At 32.8% G+C, this 17,513-nt stretch carries 16 protein-coding genes; 1 reads left to right on the forward strand and 15 read right to left on the reverse strand.

The annotated features are described in order from the left end of the window. Positions 1–4: 4 nt before the first annotated feature. The 10 genes from ACM9HF_RS03365 to ACM9HF_RS03410 form a co-directional block, all read right to left on the reverse strand. Complete coding sequence (locus ACM9HF_RS03365) at positions 5–916, reverse strand: glycosyltransferase family protein (protein ID WP_473614294.1); 912 nt, start codon at positions 914–916, stop codon at positions 5–7. Positions 917–951: 35 nt separating this feature from the next. Further along, complete coding sequence (locus tag ACM9HF_RS03370; RefSeq protein ID WP_473614295.1) at positions 952–2,118, reverse strand: O-antigen ligase family protein; 1,167 nt, start codon at positions 2,116–2,118, stop codon at positions 952–954. Between the two features lie 138 nt (positions 2,119–2,256). Beyond that, a complete protein-coding gene (locus ACM9HF_RS03375; protein ID WP_473614296.1) occupies positions 2,257–3,522 on the reverse strand; it encodes an oligosaccharide flippase family protein in 1,266 nt (421 codons plus the stop codon). A gap of 2 nt (positions 3,523–3,524) precedes the next feature. Beyond that, entirely contained in the window at positions 3,525–4,571 is a 1,047-nt protein-coding gene (locus tag ACM9HF_RS03380; RefSeq protein WP_473614297.1) for a polysaccharide pyruvyl transferase family protein, read from the reverse strand. A 47-nt stretch (positions 4,572–4,618) separates the two neighbouring features. Then, the gene (locus tag ACM9HF_RS03385; protein WP_473614298.1) at positions 4,619–5,722 is read right to left on the reverse strand and encodes a nucleotidyltransferase family protein; all 1,104 of its coding nucleotides are present in this window, start codon (positions 5,720–5,722) and stop codon (positions 4,619–4,621) included. Between the two features lie 8 nt (positions 5,723–5,730). Next, the gene (locus tag ACM9HF_RS03390) at positions 5,731–7,083 is read right to left on the reverse strand and encodes a UDP-glucose dehydrogenase family protein (protein WP_473614299.1); all 1,353 of its coding nucleotides are present in this window, start codon (positions 7,081–7,083) and stop codon (positions 5,731–5,733) included. A gap of 218 nt (positions 7,084–7,301) precedes the next feature. Beyond that, positions 7,302–8,708: an undecaprenyl-phosphate glucose phosphotransferase gene (locus tag ACM9HF_RS03395; protein WP_473614300.1), complete on the reverse strand. Its 1,407-nt coding sequence runs from the start codon at positions 8,706–8,708 to the stop codon at positions 7,302–7,304. Between the two features lie 113 nt (positions 8,709–8,821). Then, positions 8,822–9,832: a hypothetical protein gene (locus ACM9HF_RS03400; RefSeq protein ID WP_473614301.1), complete on the reverse strand. Its 1,011-nt coding sequence runs from the start codon at positions 9,830–9,832 to the stop codon at positions 8,822–8,824. Between the two features lie 60 nt (positions 9,833–9,892). Then, the gene (locus ACM9HF_RS03405) at positions 9,893–10,054 is read right to left on the reverse strand and encodes a lasso RiPP family leader peptide-containing protein (protein WP_473614302.1); all 162 of its coding nucleotides are present in this window, start codon (positions 10,052–10,054) and stop codon (positions 9,893–9,895) included. 26 nt (positions 10,055–10,080) lie between these two features. Beyond that, positions 10,081–10,698 carry a hypothetical protein gene (locus ACM9HF_RS03410; protein ID WP_473614303.1) on the reverse strand — a complete coding sequence of 206 codons (618 nt, stop codon included), beginning with the start codon at positions 10,696–10,698 and terminating at the stop codon, positions 10,081–10,083. 410 nt (positions 10,699–11,108) lie between these two features. Between ACM9HF_RS03410 and ACM9HF_RS03415 the strand changes: the two genes are divergently transcribed. Next, positions 11,109–13,061: an asparagine synthase-related protein gene (locus ACM9HF_RS03415; protein ID WP_473614304.1), complete on the forward strand. Its 1,953-nt coding sequence runs from the start codon at positions 11,109–11,111 to the stop codon at positions 13,059–13,061. Between the two features lie 7 nt (positions 13,062–13,068). Here the strand turns inward: ACM9HF_RS03415 and ACM9HF_RS03420 are convergent, their stop codons facing one another. The 5 genes from ACM9HF_RS03420 to ACM9HF_RS03440 all read right to left on the reverse strand — a co-directional run bounded on the left by ACM9HF_RS03420 (position 13,069) and on the right by ACM9HF_RS03440 (position 17,509). Beyond that, positions 13,069–13,530, reverse strand: coding sequence for a lasso peptide biosynthesis B2 protein (locus ACM9HF_RS03420; RefSeq protein ID WP_473614305.1), 462 nt, complete (start codon positions 13,528–13,530; stop codon positions 13,069–13,071). A gap of 100 nt (positions 13,531–13,630) precedes the next feature. Then, positions 13,631–13,906, reverse strand: coding sequence for a PqqD family protein (locus tag ACM9HF_RS03425; RefSeq protein WP_473614306.1), 276 nt, complete (start codon positions 13,904–13,906; stop codon positions 13,631–13,633). 200 nt (positions 13,907–14,106) lie between these two features. Beyond that, positions 14,107–15,072 carry a nucleotidyl transferase AbiEii/AbiGii toxin family protein gene (locus ACM9HF_RS03430; protein WP_473614307.1) on the reverse strand — a complete coding sequence of 322 codons (966 nt, stop codon included), beginning with the start codon at positions 15,070–15,072 and terminating at the stop codon, positions 14,107–14,109. Then, positions 15,062–15,526, reverse strand: a complete 465-nt coding sequence (locus tag ACM9HF_RS03435; protein ID WP_473614308.1) for a DUF6088 family protein — start codon at positions 15,524–15,526, stop codon at positions 15,062–15,064. Before ACM9HF_RS03435 ends, ACM9HF_RS03430 begins: the two co-directional genes overlap by 11 nt. Before the next feature lie 24 nt (positions 15,527–15,550). Beyond that, the gene (locus ACM9HF_RS03440) at positions 15,551–17,509 is read right to left on the reverse strand and encodes a sulfatase-like hydrolase/transferase (protein ID WP_473614309.1); all 1,959 of its coding nucleotides are present in this window, start codon (positions 17,507–17,509) and stop codon (positions 15,551–15,553) included. Between the last annotated feature and the right edge of the window lie 4 nt (positions 17,510–17,513).

Consider the following 17,513-nt stretch of genomic DNA (forward strand, 5'->3'; position numbering starts at 1 on the left):
AAATTTAACTCCAAAATTTGATTTTTCTTTTGATTTTAGATAGTAATCTTACAGAAATAGATAAGGGTTTTCTAAATTGCTTCAGTACATCCTCATTAAGCGCAATATTGTTATTAAATGTAAAAGTAGACTTACCCTCTTCATCTAAGTTTGCTCTAAATCTAGTTCCCATGCCTTCAGTATTAGATGCATCACCGTTGAAGCCAACATTAACTACCTTAGATTTAACAGGTAAAATATCATAAGCTTGTTGCTTAAATTGTGCGTAACAAAATCTAATTGCCCAAGAGTTAATTTTACCGGTCCTTTGTGCGTGGAGCATACTGCACATATCGCTCCCACCACGATTAAAAGCTTTACGAGATTTTTTATCATTGAGGAATTCAGTGTAATCTGTCACATCCCAATCGACTAAATCCCATCTACTTTTCCATGTAGCCCATCCCCAAGAAGAAGCTCTTACACCAAACGCGTTATCAAATTCATAGCTTTTTGGATAATCTATTGGAAATGAAAAACCCGATACACTCCAAATATTTTTTGACGACTCATAGAACGCTAACCCTTCATTCATATAAGACAGAAAATTTGATGATGTAACTAAATCGTCCTCCATTACAATGATTTTTCCGTACTCATTAATAATACGCGTAACACCCTCTATTATTGAATTAGCTAAGCCTTTATTAACTTTTGACTCTATAATTATAACTTCTTTAAAACCGTTAACTTGCTTAAGGTATTCCCTTACTGCTGCTACTGACTTGATAGATGTTTCATTTTTCCCACCATCAGAAAAAATATAGAGTTTACTCTGATTAGCCAAATAATTTTTTTGAAGACTCTCTATAGTAAGCTTGGTTTCTTCAAGGCGGTTATAAGTAAAAAGACAAATAGGTGCCAAATTTTTATGCATCTGATTTACCTTTATTTTTTATTAGAAAGATAACTTCACTTATTAAATTTTTGAAAATTAACACTGTACAAAACCCCCATAAAGAAAAAATAAAACCAACTTAATTGTAAAAATGAAATAACGGTTGCACTAAAACCTGCAATAAAAAACAAGAAAGTACATGCAACCGACAAATATAATAAATCATATAATTTCGGATAATCTCTATACTTTTCAAATAAAGAAAGTAAACGTTTAAAACTTGTAATAATAAAGGCAAAAAAGAACAAGCTTCCAAAAACACCTACAGAAATCAAATTAAAAATGTAGGTATTATGTGCATTTGTGCTTTCAAAATATCCCGTGAGAAAAGCTAACTCAGTATCCTTTACTAAACCAGAACCGAATAGTTGATTAAATAAAGAAAAATCTGAATAAGAACTAAGTAAATTATCCCACAGCAAATCTCTCCCCTGTAAGTTCTTTCCTGAAAAGAAATCATTAAAATCAACAGCTAAAAAACCAAAATTTAACAAAATATCATTAAAAGAATAAAAGACTAAAAATATTAAGGAAAAAATGATAGGTAGCATTACAAAAAATCTTTTTGTGTTTAAAAAGATTATACGTCTATAAAAATAAAGGGCTGTAATAATAGGTAGCAGTAATAAATACATCCTAGAATTAGCTAGAAATATTAAGACCAAATTTAAAAATACAAAAGAAAGTTTCAATTTTACGTTAAGATTGCTTACCAACATAAAAACAGTAAATAATGTTAGACCAATCGCTAAATCAGTTTTATAAAAATAACCACCTGAAAAAGTAACAATACTTCCCCAATATTGAAAACCATTACCTGATATAAGATACAAGATAATAATTAGATAAATTGGGATATAAAATAAATATATTTTTTTGATATTAAATAAAGGAGTTACTTTCCCCAAATAAAAAGCAATTAGCACAGTTAATATTTTTACATATATTTCTACAGAACCTACACCCCCATAAGAAAAAAATGATAAAGATATTAAGCAGATATACCCCCACAGAAAGAAGTCTACTTTGGATAGTGATGGTATACACCCTTTATTGTTAATATAAAATTGCCTATGCAATTCAGCACAAAGTATAAGTGTAAGAGGAATGAATGCGATGGTGAATGCTTTTATATTCCACATGTAATCTGATAAAAACCTAAAGCCGAATAATAGATTCATTTTTTAGCCATTTTAAAGTTCTGTAGAAAGCCGATTTTAAATAAATATGCAATATTCCTTAAAGATAAATTAATTGAAATATTAAAAAGCATTAAAATAAGGTAAATATTTTTAATAAAAATCATAAATTAAAACCTCCTAATATTTGATATCGACAAATGGGATATAATTAGTTGTTATAAATAAGCACAACAATAAACTAAGAATATGAATGTTATTATTAGTTGTTTTTTTTGTGACTTTTATAACAAACCAATAAACTATTATGAATACGATTAGATAACGTAAGCTGCTAGCAATAGCCATTTCTTTTAGTCCAATTAGTCCTAAACTAAAAATAAGTAAGCAACTAATAAGAAGCTCAAAAAACTTTCCTAATGTAATAGCTTTCATTGCTTTCTGAGCATAAAGATCAGATCGAGCTAAACTTAATAAAGAAGAAAATATAACTACCCCTCCCATTAATGCAAAAAGTGGATATGAATCTTGCCACTTATCACCAAAGAAAATAGGAAAAAGAATAGGTGCTAACAATGATGTAACAATAACTACAATTAACATTAAGACAAACATATATATTTTGGTTTTAATTGAGTTATTTATAAAATCACTTTTACTAAGCTTTGATAAGAATACAATTAAATATCTTTCAACTCCGCTTGAAAAAACATCTTGTATTATTTGATATATACGTTTTACAAATGCGTATAACCCTACATCATGCATATTAAATACTGAAGCTATAACAATGTAATCTAGCCTATTTGAAGCAACTGTTAACAAAGACGACGTTGTACCAAATTTACAATGTGCTAACCAGTTATTAAAAACAGTTTTTTTATTAACTGTTTTAGTCACTCTTAAGACTAACCAACCTAAAAAGCTCATTCCTGACCATATAAGTATCTGTTGTGATAATAATGAATTTATTCCTGCGTCATTCATTAATAATAAAATAGCGACAATAGCAGATATAATTGAAGTGAATATTGAAATAAATGTTAACTTTTTAACTGCTAAATTAGTTAATAAACCTCCTCTAATTGCTGCAGCAGGCCATTGAAAAAAAACAATAGCAAATATTAAAAAATATGTGGTGCTTAGAAACGATATATTAGGAATAAGATAAGATACTCCAACAGATATTAACAAACCTAAAATAAACCCTATAAGCCAAGAAACTTTAAATATATTTTTAACCTCGTCAGGTCGAGTTAACAAGTAATTTTCAACACATTCACGAGCGGTTAACTCGCTTATTATTAAACCAATTGTAATTAATGAAAATATCCCGTATTCACTGGGAGATAAATAATTTGCAGAAAAGAAAAACACAATTAATGAGGACAGCTGTACACCAACTCTCCCCATTGAAATCCAAAGTACCTTTGCAATATCAAACATGGTTAATCTAAACTTTCAAAAAACTGCTGAAGAAGTTGAGATGATTCTTTAAATTTTAACTTTAGTTTCTCAGTATCAATACTCATCGATTTTATTTTTTGAAGAGAAACTTCAGAACTATCGATTAAACAATGGGATAAGTCTAATGATTCAAATATCCCAACAATTTTTGCATTTTCCTTTCTATTAATTACAGCTATTGGAATAGCTCCTGCAGATAGTGCCAAAAGTAAAACATGTAATCGGTTACTTAAAACATATTTGCAAGTTGAATAAAAAGCTACATTCTCATCTAATGATGAAGTTAAAGATAATGTACTTTTATCGTTCACATCTGAATTTTGTATTAGAGAATTGTTAACCTCTTTATCAAATTCAACTTGGAAACCAGTAGTAATTATTTCTTGTGTTCGATTTACTTCATTTATAAAACATAAAACATTATCAAAATAATCACTCTCTTTAGAATCACGTATACTAATAAAGTAGTCTTGTGGGCGTTCTTTATATTCAAAGTCAGTTTTTAAATTAAGTGCTAAGTCAGGTAATATTTGATTTACAAAAACACCATTATTTTTAGCGCAATCCCAAGAGATTTGATCCCTAACGGCATGGAAATATAGGTTTTTAGTTACTTTTGATAAGATTTTTGCATGCCTTATCCCTAAATCTGAATAGGAAATACCAATATGACAAATCCTAACTCCACAAATTGAAAAAAAACGAGATATTAAATATGAAATATTTTTTTTGAAATAAGAGGAATTAGAAATCTCACCACCATATCCACCTGGATTAAGGAAAAGATATACTATTTCTCTTTTTATTAACGCTAAATAAAGTAATTTAAAGTAAAAAAGAAATGACATTAATAAATAACATCCCGTCTCTTCTTTAATATTAATCTTATCTAAAAAGCCATCAGGCACATGACTAGCATCTATATAAACTTCACCTGAATCTTTCATTAGTTTAAGTAATTGACGGTTAATCAATGCGTCACCTAAGTTTTCATACTGTGTTTTAATTTTAAAAAAGAATTTAGACACATTTTCCTCTGTAATTTAATTTAATCTTTAATAGATTAATCTGATAATTAATGTTCTGTAGCAATTACACTATTTTTGAATATTTTTTTGATAAACATCCACTGTAGGCTAATTGGCCTAATAAAACTTCCTGTAAAAACAAATTGGGATATAAGCTGCAATATTCTGTATTTAAATGTTTTGCTGTTATTCGTTAACTTGTTAGCTTTTGATTTTATTAACTTTTTACATAAAACCTGTGTAACGCTATTAGGCTTTGAGTTTTGTATCAGTTTTACTTCTTCTACCGAGAACGTTGCCATTATTTGACTACAATTATTAAGTAAGACAAATAAGGGAACACTACTGCCCCACTGTTTAGCTATTGCGAATGCTTTAGCTAAATTTATCGGGTTTTGTTTAATAATTTCATGTACGTCAACTAAGTTATACTTTGAAAAATCCATATCTTTAAATGCATGTAATGCTTGATGGTTAATTGCATATTCTGGTGATAAAACTCTTACCAGATCAGATGCATACTCATTGTGCTTAACACTTTCTTGCCATAGCTGTTTTTCGTTTATATTAAACAAATAGGGGTGAACTAGTGATTTATGTAAATCTACTGTTGCACCTATTTTACTTTTTGGGATAAAAGAGGTTTCGTATAAATTATCAAATACCTGTTTATTTTTAATAGGTAATGGTTTCATTATTAAGCTAATGATTTTTTTAGCTTGTTCCCAATCATCACCTTTAACGAGTATATCGATATCGTTAGACGTTCTAGGTGCACTAGCCTTATATAATGAGAGAGCAAAAGCAGATCCCTTTAACAATATTACAGGGATATTTTCTGCTGATAGCGCTTTAACTATGCTGGTTAGTTGACTCTTTTGCCCTAGCTCGGTAATGACACCTTTTTGTGTTTCGTTATTTAATAGCTCTTGAATATCAGTATTTAATAAATCAAAAACATTCAATTTTTTTGCTTTTGACTTTAATAAAGGAATAATTCGTTTATGTACAAATTGATATTCATTTAAACTATTTAACGCAATAACGATGTTATTAAGCTGCAATGATGAATACGTTGAATTGTCTGATAATTTTGCAATTTTCAACAATTCTAAATATGTAGCATCTTTACTTGCAGCATAATTAACCATAGTGAGTTCTATTGAGCTAAACGACCAATTGACCAGTAATCAAAGCCTTTTGCTTTCATTCGCACTGGTTCAAACAGGTTACGACCATCAAATACTACCGCTTCGCTTAATTCAGCTTTAACACTGTTGAAATCTGGAGCTTTGAAGTTCTGCCATTCGGTACAAATAACTAGTGCATCAGCGCCTTTAAGAGCAGCTTCTTTAGTGCCCATTAAACTTAAATCGTTACGGTTACCACAAATACGTTGAGTTTCTTCCATGGCTTCTGGGTCGTAGGCTTGTACTTTAGCGCCTGCTTTCCATAGTGCTTCCATTAATACTAAGCTGGGTGCTTCGCGCATGTCGTCGGTGTTTGGTTTGAATGATAATCCCCAAAGAGCAAAGGTTTTACCTTTAATGGCATTAGGATTTTCGGCTAAACCAAAGTGTTTTGAGATGTATTCAAATAGTTTGTTCTTTTGTGCGTAGTTAACGGCTTCAACGGCTTTAAGTATTTGTGACTCGTAGCCAATACCGTCTGCTGTGCGTACAAGTGCTTGTACGTCTTTAGGGAAACATGAACCACCGTAACCACAACCTGGGTATATAAATTGGTAACCTATACGTGGGTCTGAACCTATGCCGTGGCGAACGTTTTCAATATCTGCCCCTACGCGTTCGGCTATGTTTGCCATTTCGTTCATGAAGCTTATTTTGGTGGCTAGCATACAGTTAGCTGCGTATTTTGTTAGCTCAGCTGATTTGATGTCCATTACTATAATTTTTTCATGATTACGGTTAAATGGTGCGTAAAGCTCGCGCATGAGTTCTTCAGCTTCGGTAGAGTCTGTGCCTATTACTATGCGATCTGGGCGTTTACAATCAGCTACCGCTGAACCTTCTTTTAAAAATTCAGGGTTTGAAACTACGGCAAATGTTGGTGCACTGTTATCAGGAAAACGGGCATCAAGCACTTTATTAACTTGGGCTTTTACTTTGTCGGCAGTGCCTACAGGTACGGTTGATTTGTCGATTATTACTTTAGGTGATGTCATGTGAGTAGCGATGGTTTCTGCTACTTTAAGTACGTATTTTAAGTCGGCTGAGCCGTCTTCATCTGGTGGTGTACCTACGGCAATAAACTGTAATTCACCAAAATTAGCGCCAAATTCAGCATCGGTTGTGAAAATTAAACGCCCTTCTGCAAAGTTACTTTCAACCAGTGGTGTTAAACCCGGTTCGTATATTGGAATAATTCCTTTTTTAAGATCATCAATTTTGTTTTGATCTATGTCTACACAACAAACGTCGTGTCCTGCATCAGCTAATACTGCTGCTTGTACGAGGCCTACGTAGCCTATTCCGTAAAAAGTAACTTTCATTTTCTTCTTATTTCCTTAAAGTATTCAATTTAAGTCATTAAACCTGTTAGCGAATTCCACTAATTTTTCTAATTAGGGAATAAACCATAAAACCTTTTTCACCACAGAGTACACCGTGGCGCTTCGCGCTTCACCGAGCAGTGATAAAACATTTAAGGGTTAAACACCCCAAAAGTTAAACCTGTCAGCGAATCCCACTAATTTTTCTAATTAGGGATCTAGTATGCATTTTTGTCGTTAAACGATCTAAATACGGTAAATATGATAATTTTTACGTCAAGCCATAGGGTCCAATTGCGAATATATTCAAGGTCGTATTTTATACGCATTTCCATTTTATCTATGGTGTCTGTTTCGCCGCGCCATCCGTTAACTTGTGCCCAACCAGTAATACCTGGGCGCACTTTATGGCGTAACATATAAAAATCTACTTGTTTACGATATGACTCGTTATGAGCTACGGCATGAGGGCGAGGGCCAACAACAGACATTCTGCCTTGCAATACATTGATAAATTGCGGTAGCTCGTCAAGAGATGTTCGTCGTAAAAAAGCACCAAGCGGAGTAATACGTGCATCACCTTTAGTTGCTTGAGTTACTACGTCTGAATTTTCAGTAACCGTCATTGAACGGAACTTCCATACTTTTATTTTTTTACCGTCAAGCCCGTATCTATTTTGTTTAAAGATTACAGGACCTTTTGAGGTTACTTTTACAGCGATAGCTATAAGAAGTAGTGGTATGGATATTAGTGTAAGAATACCGAGTGAGAATAAGATGTCTTCAAATCGTTTAAGTGCCGCGTTACCACCACGCATAGGGTTGTCGTATACGCTGATGGTTTGAATATTACCAATATGCGACATGGAGGCATTCATTAGTGTGTATACGAATAAGTCTGGCACTAGTTGTACGTTAGCAGTGGTGTCGCCAAGTAATTGTAATATGTGTTTAATACGAGCTTCTGCCACCATAGGCAGAGCAATATAAACTACGTCAAACTCGTTATTTTTTGCGCGTTCTACGCCTTCTTTTATCTTGCCTTCTAACCACGCGTGATAAGTAGCTTCAAGTCTTTCAGGTACTCTGTCGTCAAAAACAGCTGTTAAACGAAAGCCTGTTTCAGGGTGGTCTAATATTTGTTGAGCTAAGCGCTTACCTGATTTAGTAACGCCGATAATAGCAACACTACGTGTATTTAAACCTTTACGTCTAATTCTCGCTAAAAAGCGGTTAAACAATAGACGCCATGCGACAAGCGAAATAAAAGTAGAAATAAACCAGATAACAACAGTAACTCGAGAGAAGTCTTCTGATTGTTTAGTAAAAAACATGTACGTTATGATTAAAACAGCAGCACACCCCCATGAAATAAAGGTGTAAAAGACAATCTCATTGAAAAATCCAGCACGCCATGAACGGTACAAGGCAAAAGATTCAGCCGTTAAGAAGAAACCAATAGAGGCAATTAATGAAAGTTCGAAATATTCTTTGGTGTATGTGAGTGAATAGCTATATATGGCTAAAACTATCATGAGATGAATAACTGATAAATCAATCAGTCGGTAAACTACAGCGAAAACATTGATGTTGTTTTTTATGATACCGTTATTATCGTTGATCATTTTACTACATATTCCATTTTACTAAACTTCCATAAACACGTTGATTTAAGTTGTTATATTATAGACTAAAACTAAAATAAATTTACTTTTATTTATTTAGTTTTAGTTGATATTTATTCACTTAAGTCGTTAATGATTATCTCTTGAACAGTGTTCAAGTACTGCTTACCACTCAGGTACGTTATTTTTTTAATACTTACATTTTTTACTAATTGTGTAAGCTTAATAAAGCGCTGTTGTTCTAAAGACAATGCTTTGTAAGCACTGCCTAAAATACTATTTTGTATTAATAAAATTACAGCTTCAGCAGATGATAATGTTGTTATATTACAAACTGTTGAAATTTTATTATTATTTTCAGAAGTATTTGTAGTGCCTTCAACTCTGTTTAATATATAAATTGTTTTTAATTTTTTAGGTTGTTCGCAAAAATTAAAACCGCTGTTTTCGTTAATACTAATAATTTTTTTAGCAAAATCTTGATGAACTTTTTCAAGCTCGTTTGTGTTCTTTTTGTTGTTTATTATCTCTAATGTTTCTGGCCACATGCGTGCTATGGGCCAACTTGGATAAACAACATATTCATTATTTTGCTGGTGTAATGCCATCATGTCGTCGGTCATTACTGAAAATTCTTTTTTACAAAGCTCTGCTGTAAGCGTTGTTTTACCTGTTCTGCTTGGTGCTACAAAGGCAATTGCATGATCTTTGTAGGCTAAGGCATTTGCGTGTATGCACAATACGTTGTTTATTTCTAACCATAATGCCATGCCTACGGTTTGAAAATAGTGCGCTGAATCGGTGCCTTTGTTATACCAACTTATGTCTATGTTATTTTTGTCTATTTTAAATAGACCTTTACCTTGGCAATCAACTTTAAGTATGTACTTTGGGTTGTTAGCCTTTTGATCTTGTATATATAAGCTAACGGTTGATTTATAACGTTCGCCATTGTCTTCCATTACCCAGTTCGCTTCTTTATTTTCAATACGGGTTTGATCAAATGTATTGATGTTAAAAGCGCTAAAGTTGATGTTAATGTGCTGCGCTATCGAGTGATTTTTACGATCACAAAAAGGTTCGCAAGCTATACCATGCAAAGGTATTTTATATAAAAGATTCATTTTTATTAGATATTAAAAAGCCTATAACCTCTGACGGTTATAGGCTTTATAGAAAACATATTACCCTTGGAATGGGTTACGTTTTGTGTGGCCGCCCTGCTCGTCTGGAATACTTCCAGCGAAGCCTTGCGTAAGTTCAGCTAAGTTACCTGCATTTGTTAATACAGGTTTAGTGTAACTTTTTAAAGATGTACTGTTCTCAGTTGTTTCTATAGAGTTCATGTCTTTACTTCCTTTTGGTTTCTAACTTAAGACTTTCTACGAATATTAACTAACGCTAATAAACCTGATAAAAATACTAATGCTGTAGCTGGCTCAGATACTACAGATTTATCAGTATCTGTTAAAAACGTAAGTGATTCACCTAAAGCTAAAGATGTTCCTGCATTCCAAGCAATATCCATAGTACCGAATAAATCAGGTGCGCTGAATACGTTTGAGAAAGAAGCAGAAATATCTGTAGAAGCTGTTGCAAATGGACGACCTGCATTAGAACCTGGTGTATGCTCTACTGTGTCGATGTCATCAAAATAGATGTCTGCAATAGCGCCATTTACTGATAAACCTACAATACCTGTTGCTTCAGATGTATTCTCTAATAACCAGTCACCAAAAAAGGTATTGGTTACACTATCGTAATCACCAAATGTATCGCCAGATAAAGATAATGACCAACTTGCTCCTGAAACGCCACCTGAATCAGCGCCTGTTACAGCCCAAGTAAGAGTTTCAGTAGTTCCGTTACCAAACGTTGCAGTAACTTCAATACCAGCCATATCAGCACCATCAATCACACTTATAATACCTGCTTGTGAAAATAAGCTAGTTGATAATAATGTTGTTCCGATAATTAATTTTTTTAACATGAATCTTCTCCTTAAGAGGAATGTTTACAAGTAAGTTTACGCTAATTTCAAGCAAAAACTAAGCCATCATAATATTAACCTTTAATAACATTAACTTATTAACAATCTAAACATTAATTTTAGTATCTAACACTCTACTGTAAAAATATCAGACAAAACAAAAAAAATGCGCTTAACTATGGCGTATAAACTTTGAATTTGCTCAATAATAGAGCAAATACTTAAGTTTTAACTGTTTTCATGTTTGTTATTTTGATTAACTTATTTTTTAGCGTAGTAATTTTACAACATTTAGATGACAATTGTATTGCAAAATTAGCTAAATATAGAAGAAATAAAATAACCTATTATGTGATTTTATTTCTTGTATATTAACGTTTGTTTACTCTATTTTTGGGGATGTTATTTTTATGGACAATTTATTTGCCGCTTTTAGTTCACTCGTTAATACAAACAATGTATTAAAAAACATTAAAGACATTACATTAAAAAACAAATATAACCTTAAAAATAAAGAACTTACAAAAACGAAAAACAATATTTTTTATTTAACTTATTACACTCCTGTTGAAAATAACAATGCGAAAAGCGAAAACGATTTATCTGCGTATAGTGTTACTGAAACACCTTTAAATGAGTTAGTACACGTAATTAGTAACTGCAGAATTGATAATAAAAAGGATCTTTTAGCTGATATTTTCGATCCTCATTCAAGTGTAAAGAAATCCGACACTTTATCGGCTCCAACTGACTCTTCTCTTTTATGTCTTCTCTATAAAAGATTTAACCGTAAGCTCCCTTATCAATTAAAAGGTAATTTTAGTTATGTTATTTGGGATGAAGAGTTGCAAGAATTACATGCCGCTATTGATCCCTTTAATACGGGTTCCCTCTTTTATATGCAAGTTGATGATGTGTTTTATGTAGCGTCTGACGCGCAGGTTTTGGCAAGCCACCCTGATGTTAATCTTACGGTAAATAAACGCGCTATTGCTCAATGGCTTTCAGGCAGGCCTGATCCTAATATTTCTATGTTTAATGAAATAAAACGTTTACCTAATGGGCATCAACTTGTTTGGCGTGAAAATACTTTGGTGGTTTCTAAGTTTTGGGATGTTAATACTGATAAGCGCATACGCTATGCTAATACTGATGAATACGAGCAACACTTTTTTGATTTACTGTCGCAAAGTGTAGCTAACCGTTTAGTAGCAAGCACCAATACAAGTGTGGCTAATAATGCGCCTGTATTTACACAAATGAGCGGTGGTATGGATTCTACTTCTGTTACGGCTATAGCGAATATTGAGTCTAAGAAAAATAATCAAACGCTGCATACACTGTCGCATAGTTATAAAAGAACACAAAGCTGTGATGAAATGAGCAACATTAACGATATGATTGCTAAGTTAGGTTTAGCTAACCCGCATTTTGTTGAGTTAGATAAATTTGACGATATTGGCTTTACTGAGCTTTATCCTACCGATTTTGATAATCCGGGTATTGTGCTTTCACCTAAATATCATGAAGAGCTAGCTTTAATGCAAAGCTTAAAAGCCAATGTGTTGCTTACGGGTAATGGTGGTGACGAAGTTTGCTGGGGCCATAGTTCGTCTTATAGATCGCGCTTATATAAAGGTGAGCTTGGTGTAATTAACGAAGTTGTAAAAGCGTGTGGTGAGCTGAATGAGCCTGTAGCGAGTTCTTTAATTAAGTTATTTGTAAAACCGTTAGTACCGCACACTGTGCAAAATTTAATTAGGTTTGCACTAAATAAACCGCGTGTAAGCCGTACCGATAACATTACCGACAATATAAGCTCAGCTTGGCTAACCGATGAAGCAATTAGTTTATTAGAAGAAGATGTAATGGCTAACCCTTTTAGCAAACGTTTTGAGCCAGCTAAATTTGCTCGTTACCATTCATTAAAAACGACTTCTACTTATAATTCTATGCGCTCTTATCAAAAGGTAGCGAATCAATATGGTGTTGATGTTAGGCATCCGTTTTTTGATACTGATGTGGTTGATTTTAGTTTTGCTATTCCTGAAAAAATGTTGATTCAAGGCAGTTATCCCAAATGGTTATTAAGAAAAACTATGGAAAACTATTTACCTGAGTCGGTTGTGTGGAATAAACATAAAACGGTGTTCGATCATCATTTTGCTAATTTAGTACGTAGTAATGAAGAAGAATTAAGAACCTTGCTAAGCCATAGCGGATTACACGATTTAGGTTTGTTAGATAATAGTGTATTGCTACGTGAATTTGATGAGTTGGTACGTAACCCTAACTGTCATTTAAATGTAGATATGTTGTACGCTATTTTAACGCAATCTTGGTATCAAACTCATTGTGTTTAATTTGAGTTTATTTAAGCATTGAAAGTGTTTGATCGTCTTTTAAGGTTTTTAGTTCTTTGTAGGTTGCTATAACGTCTTGTGAGTCGTTGATAATTTTGTCGTTTACTGTTAACCACGAATGCGCTGCGAGTTTACTGTTTTCAAATTTAACACCAAGATGTAATTTTGATTGAATACCGTAACGGTTAAGTAAGTCTTTTTGACATAAACAACGACGTAAGCAATTCATGTGTCGAAAATGATTACGCCCTGCTGTTTCGTTTATTTTTATAATATTAAAAATACGTTGTAGCTGATTGTGATCAAGCATTGGTTTAGCTGAATGAGGGTTAGGATTAGCAAGACTAACTTGCCATTTTTTATGATGGAATTTTGATATTAATAGATCCCATTTTAAATAAAGACACCACGACTTAACCAGTATCAAAAATTCATACCACGAAAATGTAAAAAGCTTACGTATTTTCATTTATGTTGTTTCATTTATGCTTTACCTAAACATTTCACTTACACACTACAACTGCACGTTCACTTAATACCAATCGCAATAACCTTTGCGCTTTAATTTATTAGCTTTCAATAATAAGCTTTTGGTTGATCATGTTGGTGAGTAATTCGTTTAAGTCAGTTTCTACTTCGCTTGCTGATACATCGTAAGTGCTTTTTACACTTTCAATTATTTGTTCTAAATTTTTACCTTCTTGCAAGTTTTCAATCATGAAAGTACCTACGGGATCTAAGGTAAAATAATTGCCATTTTCAGGTTCTAAAATAACGGTTTCGTTATCTACTTTTTGAAAAAGTACATTGTCGACTAATTGATATTTACTGGTATTGGAAAGCAATGAGATGTCCTTATAAACGTAATGGAGAGTTATACCAACGCAATAACCAATTGATCATTTATACTTCGTATAAAATAGGTCAATTCATTAATCCGTTTGGTATTAGTTATTAATGCGCTGCTATTTAAATAACGCGATAAAACTAGGTAGGTGTATTATGCAAAGTTTAAAATTGTAGTGCAATGGAAGTAAGAAATAAATTAAACCAATTTACTATTATTAATAATTTCACTTAATACCTTTTCTGTAAATGATTTAAAAACGAAAAAAGCACTCTGCCATGTTATCTGCTCACTACTGTACACCATTGGCACTACGTATTGATTAAATCGAACTTCATAAATACTTTTTTGCTCTAACACCTGTAAACCATACTTTAATTCTGCAATAGGGTTCTGAACAAATTCTTCATGTTGGGAGCCATAACGGACTAAATCTTCAGAAATCACTTTGCTAATTAATGTGGCAACCTTTTTCATTCCAACTAAATTAATCTGTTGAATGTAATAGGTATCATAAATATGTCGTATTAATGCAGGATCATCATCTCGCCGACTATCTCGGGTAACACTTGCTGTTCTTCTAAGCATTGAAACTATTTTTTCTGCTTGTGTACTTTCTATACTGTTAAAATAAATAGCTTTAACTTCAGCTTTTTCTTGCATTAATTTATTAGTTAACGAAGAAACTTCTCGTTGCTCTATTTTGTCAAAAAGTAAGGTTTCAATTAACTCAAGTTTAATAAAAGGTCTTAAACATGGGGTTATTAAATGGGCTTGTGGATATCTAATATCGAATTGCTGATATCGATATTCGTCAAAAATTATAGGAGGGTTTTCAATTGAAAATAAAACACTCATATTAATTGTTTTTAGTAATTGTTGGTGGAGGTCTTTTCTAGCTTTTCTTTTATGAGTTTTTGATACTGCTATTAATGAGCTTTTAGGGATTATTTTGATATCAACATCTTCTGACATTCGGTGAGTGTTAACACCTGATTTAACTAATGATGTTCCCCCCGAAAATACTAAAGTGTGTGTAGATGACGAAAACTCTGATAATAGTTTGATAAGTGCTACAACATAGTAATCTTTTTCGACTATGCTGGGGTTCCCCATACCCAAAGCATCAGAAACATCTAAAAATAGGCTACTATCAATTGTCATTAATCACACTATTGCTAACAACAATTTTTCGTTTAAAACGATTATTGGTAGTAATTTGAAATGAAGCTGGAATTTGCTCACTAACACCGTTAACACTTCGTTGAGAAAACTCATCAAGTTTATATTCAACGCCAAGTTTCTCAATAGCTTCGAGTATCACACCATCGGCTCCAGCTGGAGAGCTAGGCATTAAATTACCTGTAATACGATTTTTTCTAGCTTTTGTATACAAACCATAACCAATACGTAGTAGTTCACCTAATTCAACAAGTTTTTTTAACGCCCTTCCTATTTGGTCATAGCCTGCAATATCTTTAAAATCAGCGCGAGAAAAAACGTACCGCTTAGAGCGATTTATTCTAGTTTTTACTTTGCTTGCTATTGTCATTTTAAAATCAACTATACGAGTATCATTAATCAATAAAACAATAGCAAACATACGACTTTTTAACAATGCAAATATACGACCTTTTAATGCTTAAATAATTAAATATTTAACCCTATTGGTAAGCCAATAAACTAAATTATTTTGATCTTTATATCTTGGGTGTGATTTATCAAAATCTTTCCATTCTTCACGATGAGGAATAGTAAATTTATAACCTTTTTGGTCGTGTAGCATAGTGGCGATATTAAGCATGTTTAATATTTCCATATTGTCTGTGCTTTTTTGTACTAACTGCTGAAGTGGTTCTACAGGGTTAATTTCATCTATCATGGCTAAAAACTCAATAGCGCGTGCTTGCACTAATAAGTTAGTGTCGGACAACATGATAGCTTTTACTTCGTCTGCTAGCTTTATTGCTTCAAACCCAAAAGAAGTTAATGAGATTAATGCCCAATAACGCTCTACCGCATTGTTAGAATGTAGCGCGGTTGTTAACTCTGCTTTTACTTGATTAAAAGGTTGTAACTGAAGGTCAGCAATATCAATAAGCTTTGCGATATTTTGTTTATGTTTAATACCAAATTCAATAGGAGCTGATAACGCGTTTTTAATTAAAAATGATTCTGGATAAAATCCAAGGTCGGGCATACTTTTAAGCTGTGATTGAAGCGCTGTACGCATTGAAAGTAACTGATTTTGATATTGAGGTAATTTGGCTAAATTCTTTGTTTCGTATGGATCGTTATTTATATCGTATAAAGCTTCAACTGGCTTAGTTTTAAAAAAAGCGGCTTGTGCGCTGTTTAATTTATTTTGTTCAAAAAGTTCTTTCCATTGTTTAAGCGCTTGTAATTTATAACGGTAATCTGAAAATAACGAGTCAGGATTATAGGGTTGATAATGACGAAGGTATTTGAGGTTACCTTTTCTATAGCTTCTTACAAGATCTGATTTTTCGTCAAATCGTGAAGCAAAGCCAAACGTTTGATCGCGTTGGTTTAATTGTTCCAGACTTATGTCTTGCCCTAAAAAAGCGCTACCGTCATGTATTGGAGACTTATTAAGACCCGCTAACTTTAATAAGGTTGGCGCAAAATCAATAAAACTAACAAAGCCATTAACGCGTGTAGGAATAGCTTGCGCCATATCTTTACTAAGTAAATGTTTAAAATTTTCAGGAATTCTTACAACCAGCGGTACATGTAATCCCGTTTCGTTTAAGTAACCTTTACTGTTAGGCAATGCTCCACCATGATCGCCAAAGTAAAATATAAAGGTGTTTTCTAGCAAACCATCTTCTTTTAACTGGTTTATAACTTTACCGATTTCATTATCTACTTTTGTATTGAGATCTAAATAACGTGCGTAGGTGTATCTAAAGGCTTCTGTATCTGGATATATAGGTGGTAAATCTACATCAGCTGGATCATGAATGGTTGGTTTGTTGGCTATATCTGATAGCGGAAAATGTAACGATCCCTCATGCGTGCTATACCAAGATTGCATATGAAAAAACGGCTGATTCGGTTTTCTTTCTCTCCAGCTTGCTTTATATGATATTGAATTCCAAATAGGCTGTTTTTCTTCAAAGTTGAAATCTGTTTTTATATTATTGCTCGTAAAGTACCCGTTATTTTTTAGCAATAAACTAATAGGCTCTAGTGAGTCAGTTATACTCGATTTTTGAAAAGCTCGATGGAATAAAGTGCCTACTTTAGGAGCATAAGCCCCAAGAGCGAGTGTAGATCGAGCTGTTGAACAAACAGGTGCGTTTGAAAAGGCATGATCAAACACTAAGCCATTTGTTGCTAAGGCTTCAATATTAGGCATGCTGGCGCCCTTTTCGTTATATAATTTTAAATAATGTTTTGAGTTATCTTCAGACACTAACCATACAAAATTAGGCTGTAATGGTTTATTGGTTTGATCTTTTATATTATCTGGCTTTGTAGTGATAGCACTTTGAGTGTTATCACTTTTACACCCCGATAATATGGTTACTCCTAGGCATATCAATAATAGTGTTAGTTTTGTTAAACAGTATTTCATTTAT

Source organism: Colwellia sp. RE-S-Sl-9 (assembly GCF_048296855.1).
GTDB lineage: Bacteria > Pseudomonadota > Gammaproteobacteria > Enterobacterales > Alteromonadaceae > Pseudocolwellia.

What these genes read in the sequence shown, in the direction of transcription:
- ACM9HF_RS03400 (WP_473614301.1), bottom strand. Translation starts at nt 9,832, where the DNA reads ATGAATCTTTTATATAAAATACCTTTGCATGGTATAGCTTGCGAACCT.
- ACM9HF_RS03365 (WP_473614294.1), bottom strand. Translation starts at nt 916, where the DNA reads ATGCATAAAAATTTGGCACCTATTTGTCTTTTTACTTATAACCGCCTT.
- ACM9HF_RS03430 (WP_473614307.1), bottom strand. Translation starts at nt 15,072, where the DNA reads ATGACAATTGATAGTAGCCTATTTTTAGATGTTTCTGATGCTTTGGGT.
- ACM9HF_RS03440 (WP_473614309.1), bottom strand. Translation starts at nt 17,509, where the DNA reads ATGAAATACTGTTTAACAAAACTAACACTATTATTGATATGCCTAGGA.
- ACM9HF_RS03415 (WP_473614304.1), top strand. Translation starts at nt 11,109, where the DNA reads ATGGACAATTTATTTGCCGCTTTTAGTTCACTCGTTAATACAAACAAT.
- ACM9HF_RS03405 (WP_473614302.1), bottom strand. Translation starts at nt 10,054, where the DNA reads ATGAACTCTATAGAAACAACTGAGAACAGTACATCTTTAAAAAGTTAC.
- ACM9HF_RS03390 (WP_473614299.1), bottom strand. Translation starts at nt 7,083, where the DNA reads ATGAAAGTTACTTTTTACGGAATAGGCTACGTAGGCCTCGTACAAGCA.
- ACM9HF_RS03385 (WP_473614298.1), bottom strand. Translation starts at nt 5,722, where the DNA reads ATGGTTAATTATGCTGCAAGTAAAGATGCTACATATTTAGAATTGTTG.
- ACM9HF_RS03395 (WP_473614300.1), bottom strand. Translation starts at nt 8,708, where the DNA reads ATGATCAACGATAATAACGGTATCATAAAAAACAACATCAATGTTTTC.
- ACM9HF_RS03370 (WP_473614295.1), bottom strand. Translation starts at nt 2,118, where the DNA reads ATGAATCTATTATTCGGCTTTAGGTTTTTATCAGATTACATGTGGAAT.
- ACM9HF_RS03420 (WP_473614305.1), bottom strand. Translation starts at nt 13,530, where the DNA reads ATGAAAATACGTAAGCTTTTTACATTTTCGTGGTATGAATTTTTGATA.
- ACM9HF_RS03375 (WP_473614296.1), bottom strand. Translation starts at nt 3,522, where the DNA reads ATGTTTGATATTGCAAAGGTACTTTGGATTTCAATGGGGAGAGTTGGT.
- ACM9HF_RS03410 (WP_473614303.1), bottom strand. Translation starts at nt 10,698, where the DNA reads ATGTTAAAAAAATTAATTATCGGAACAACATTATTATCAACTAGCTTA.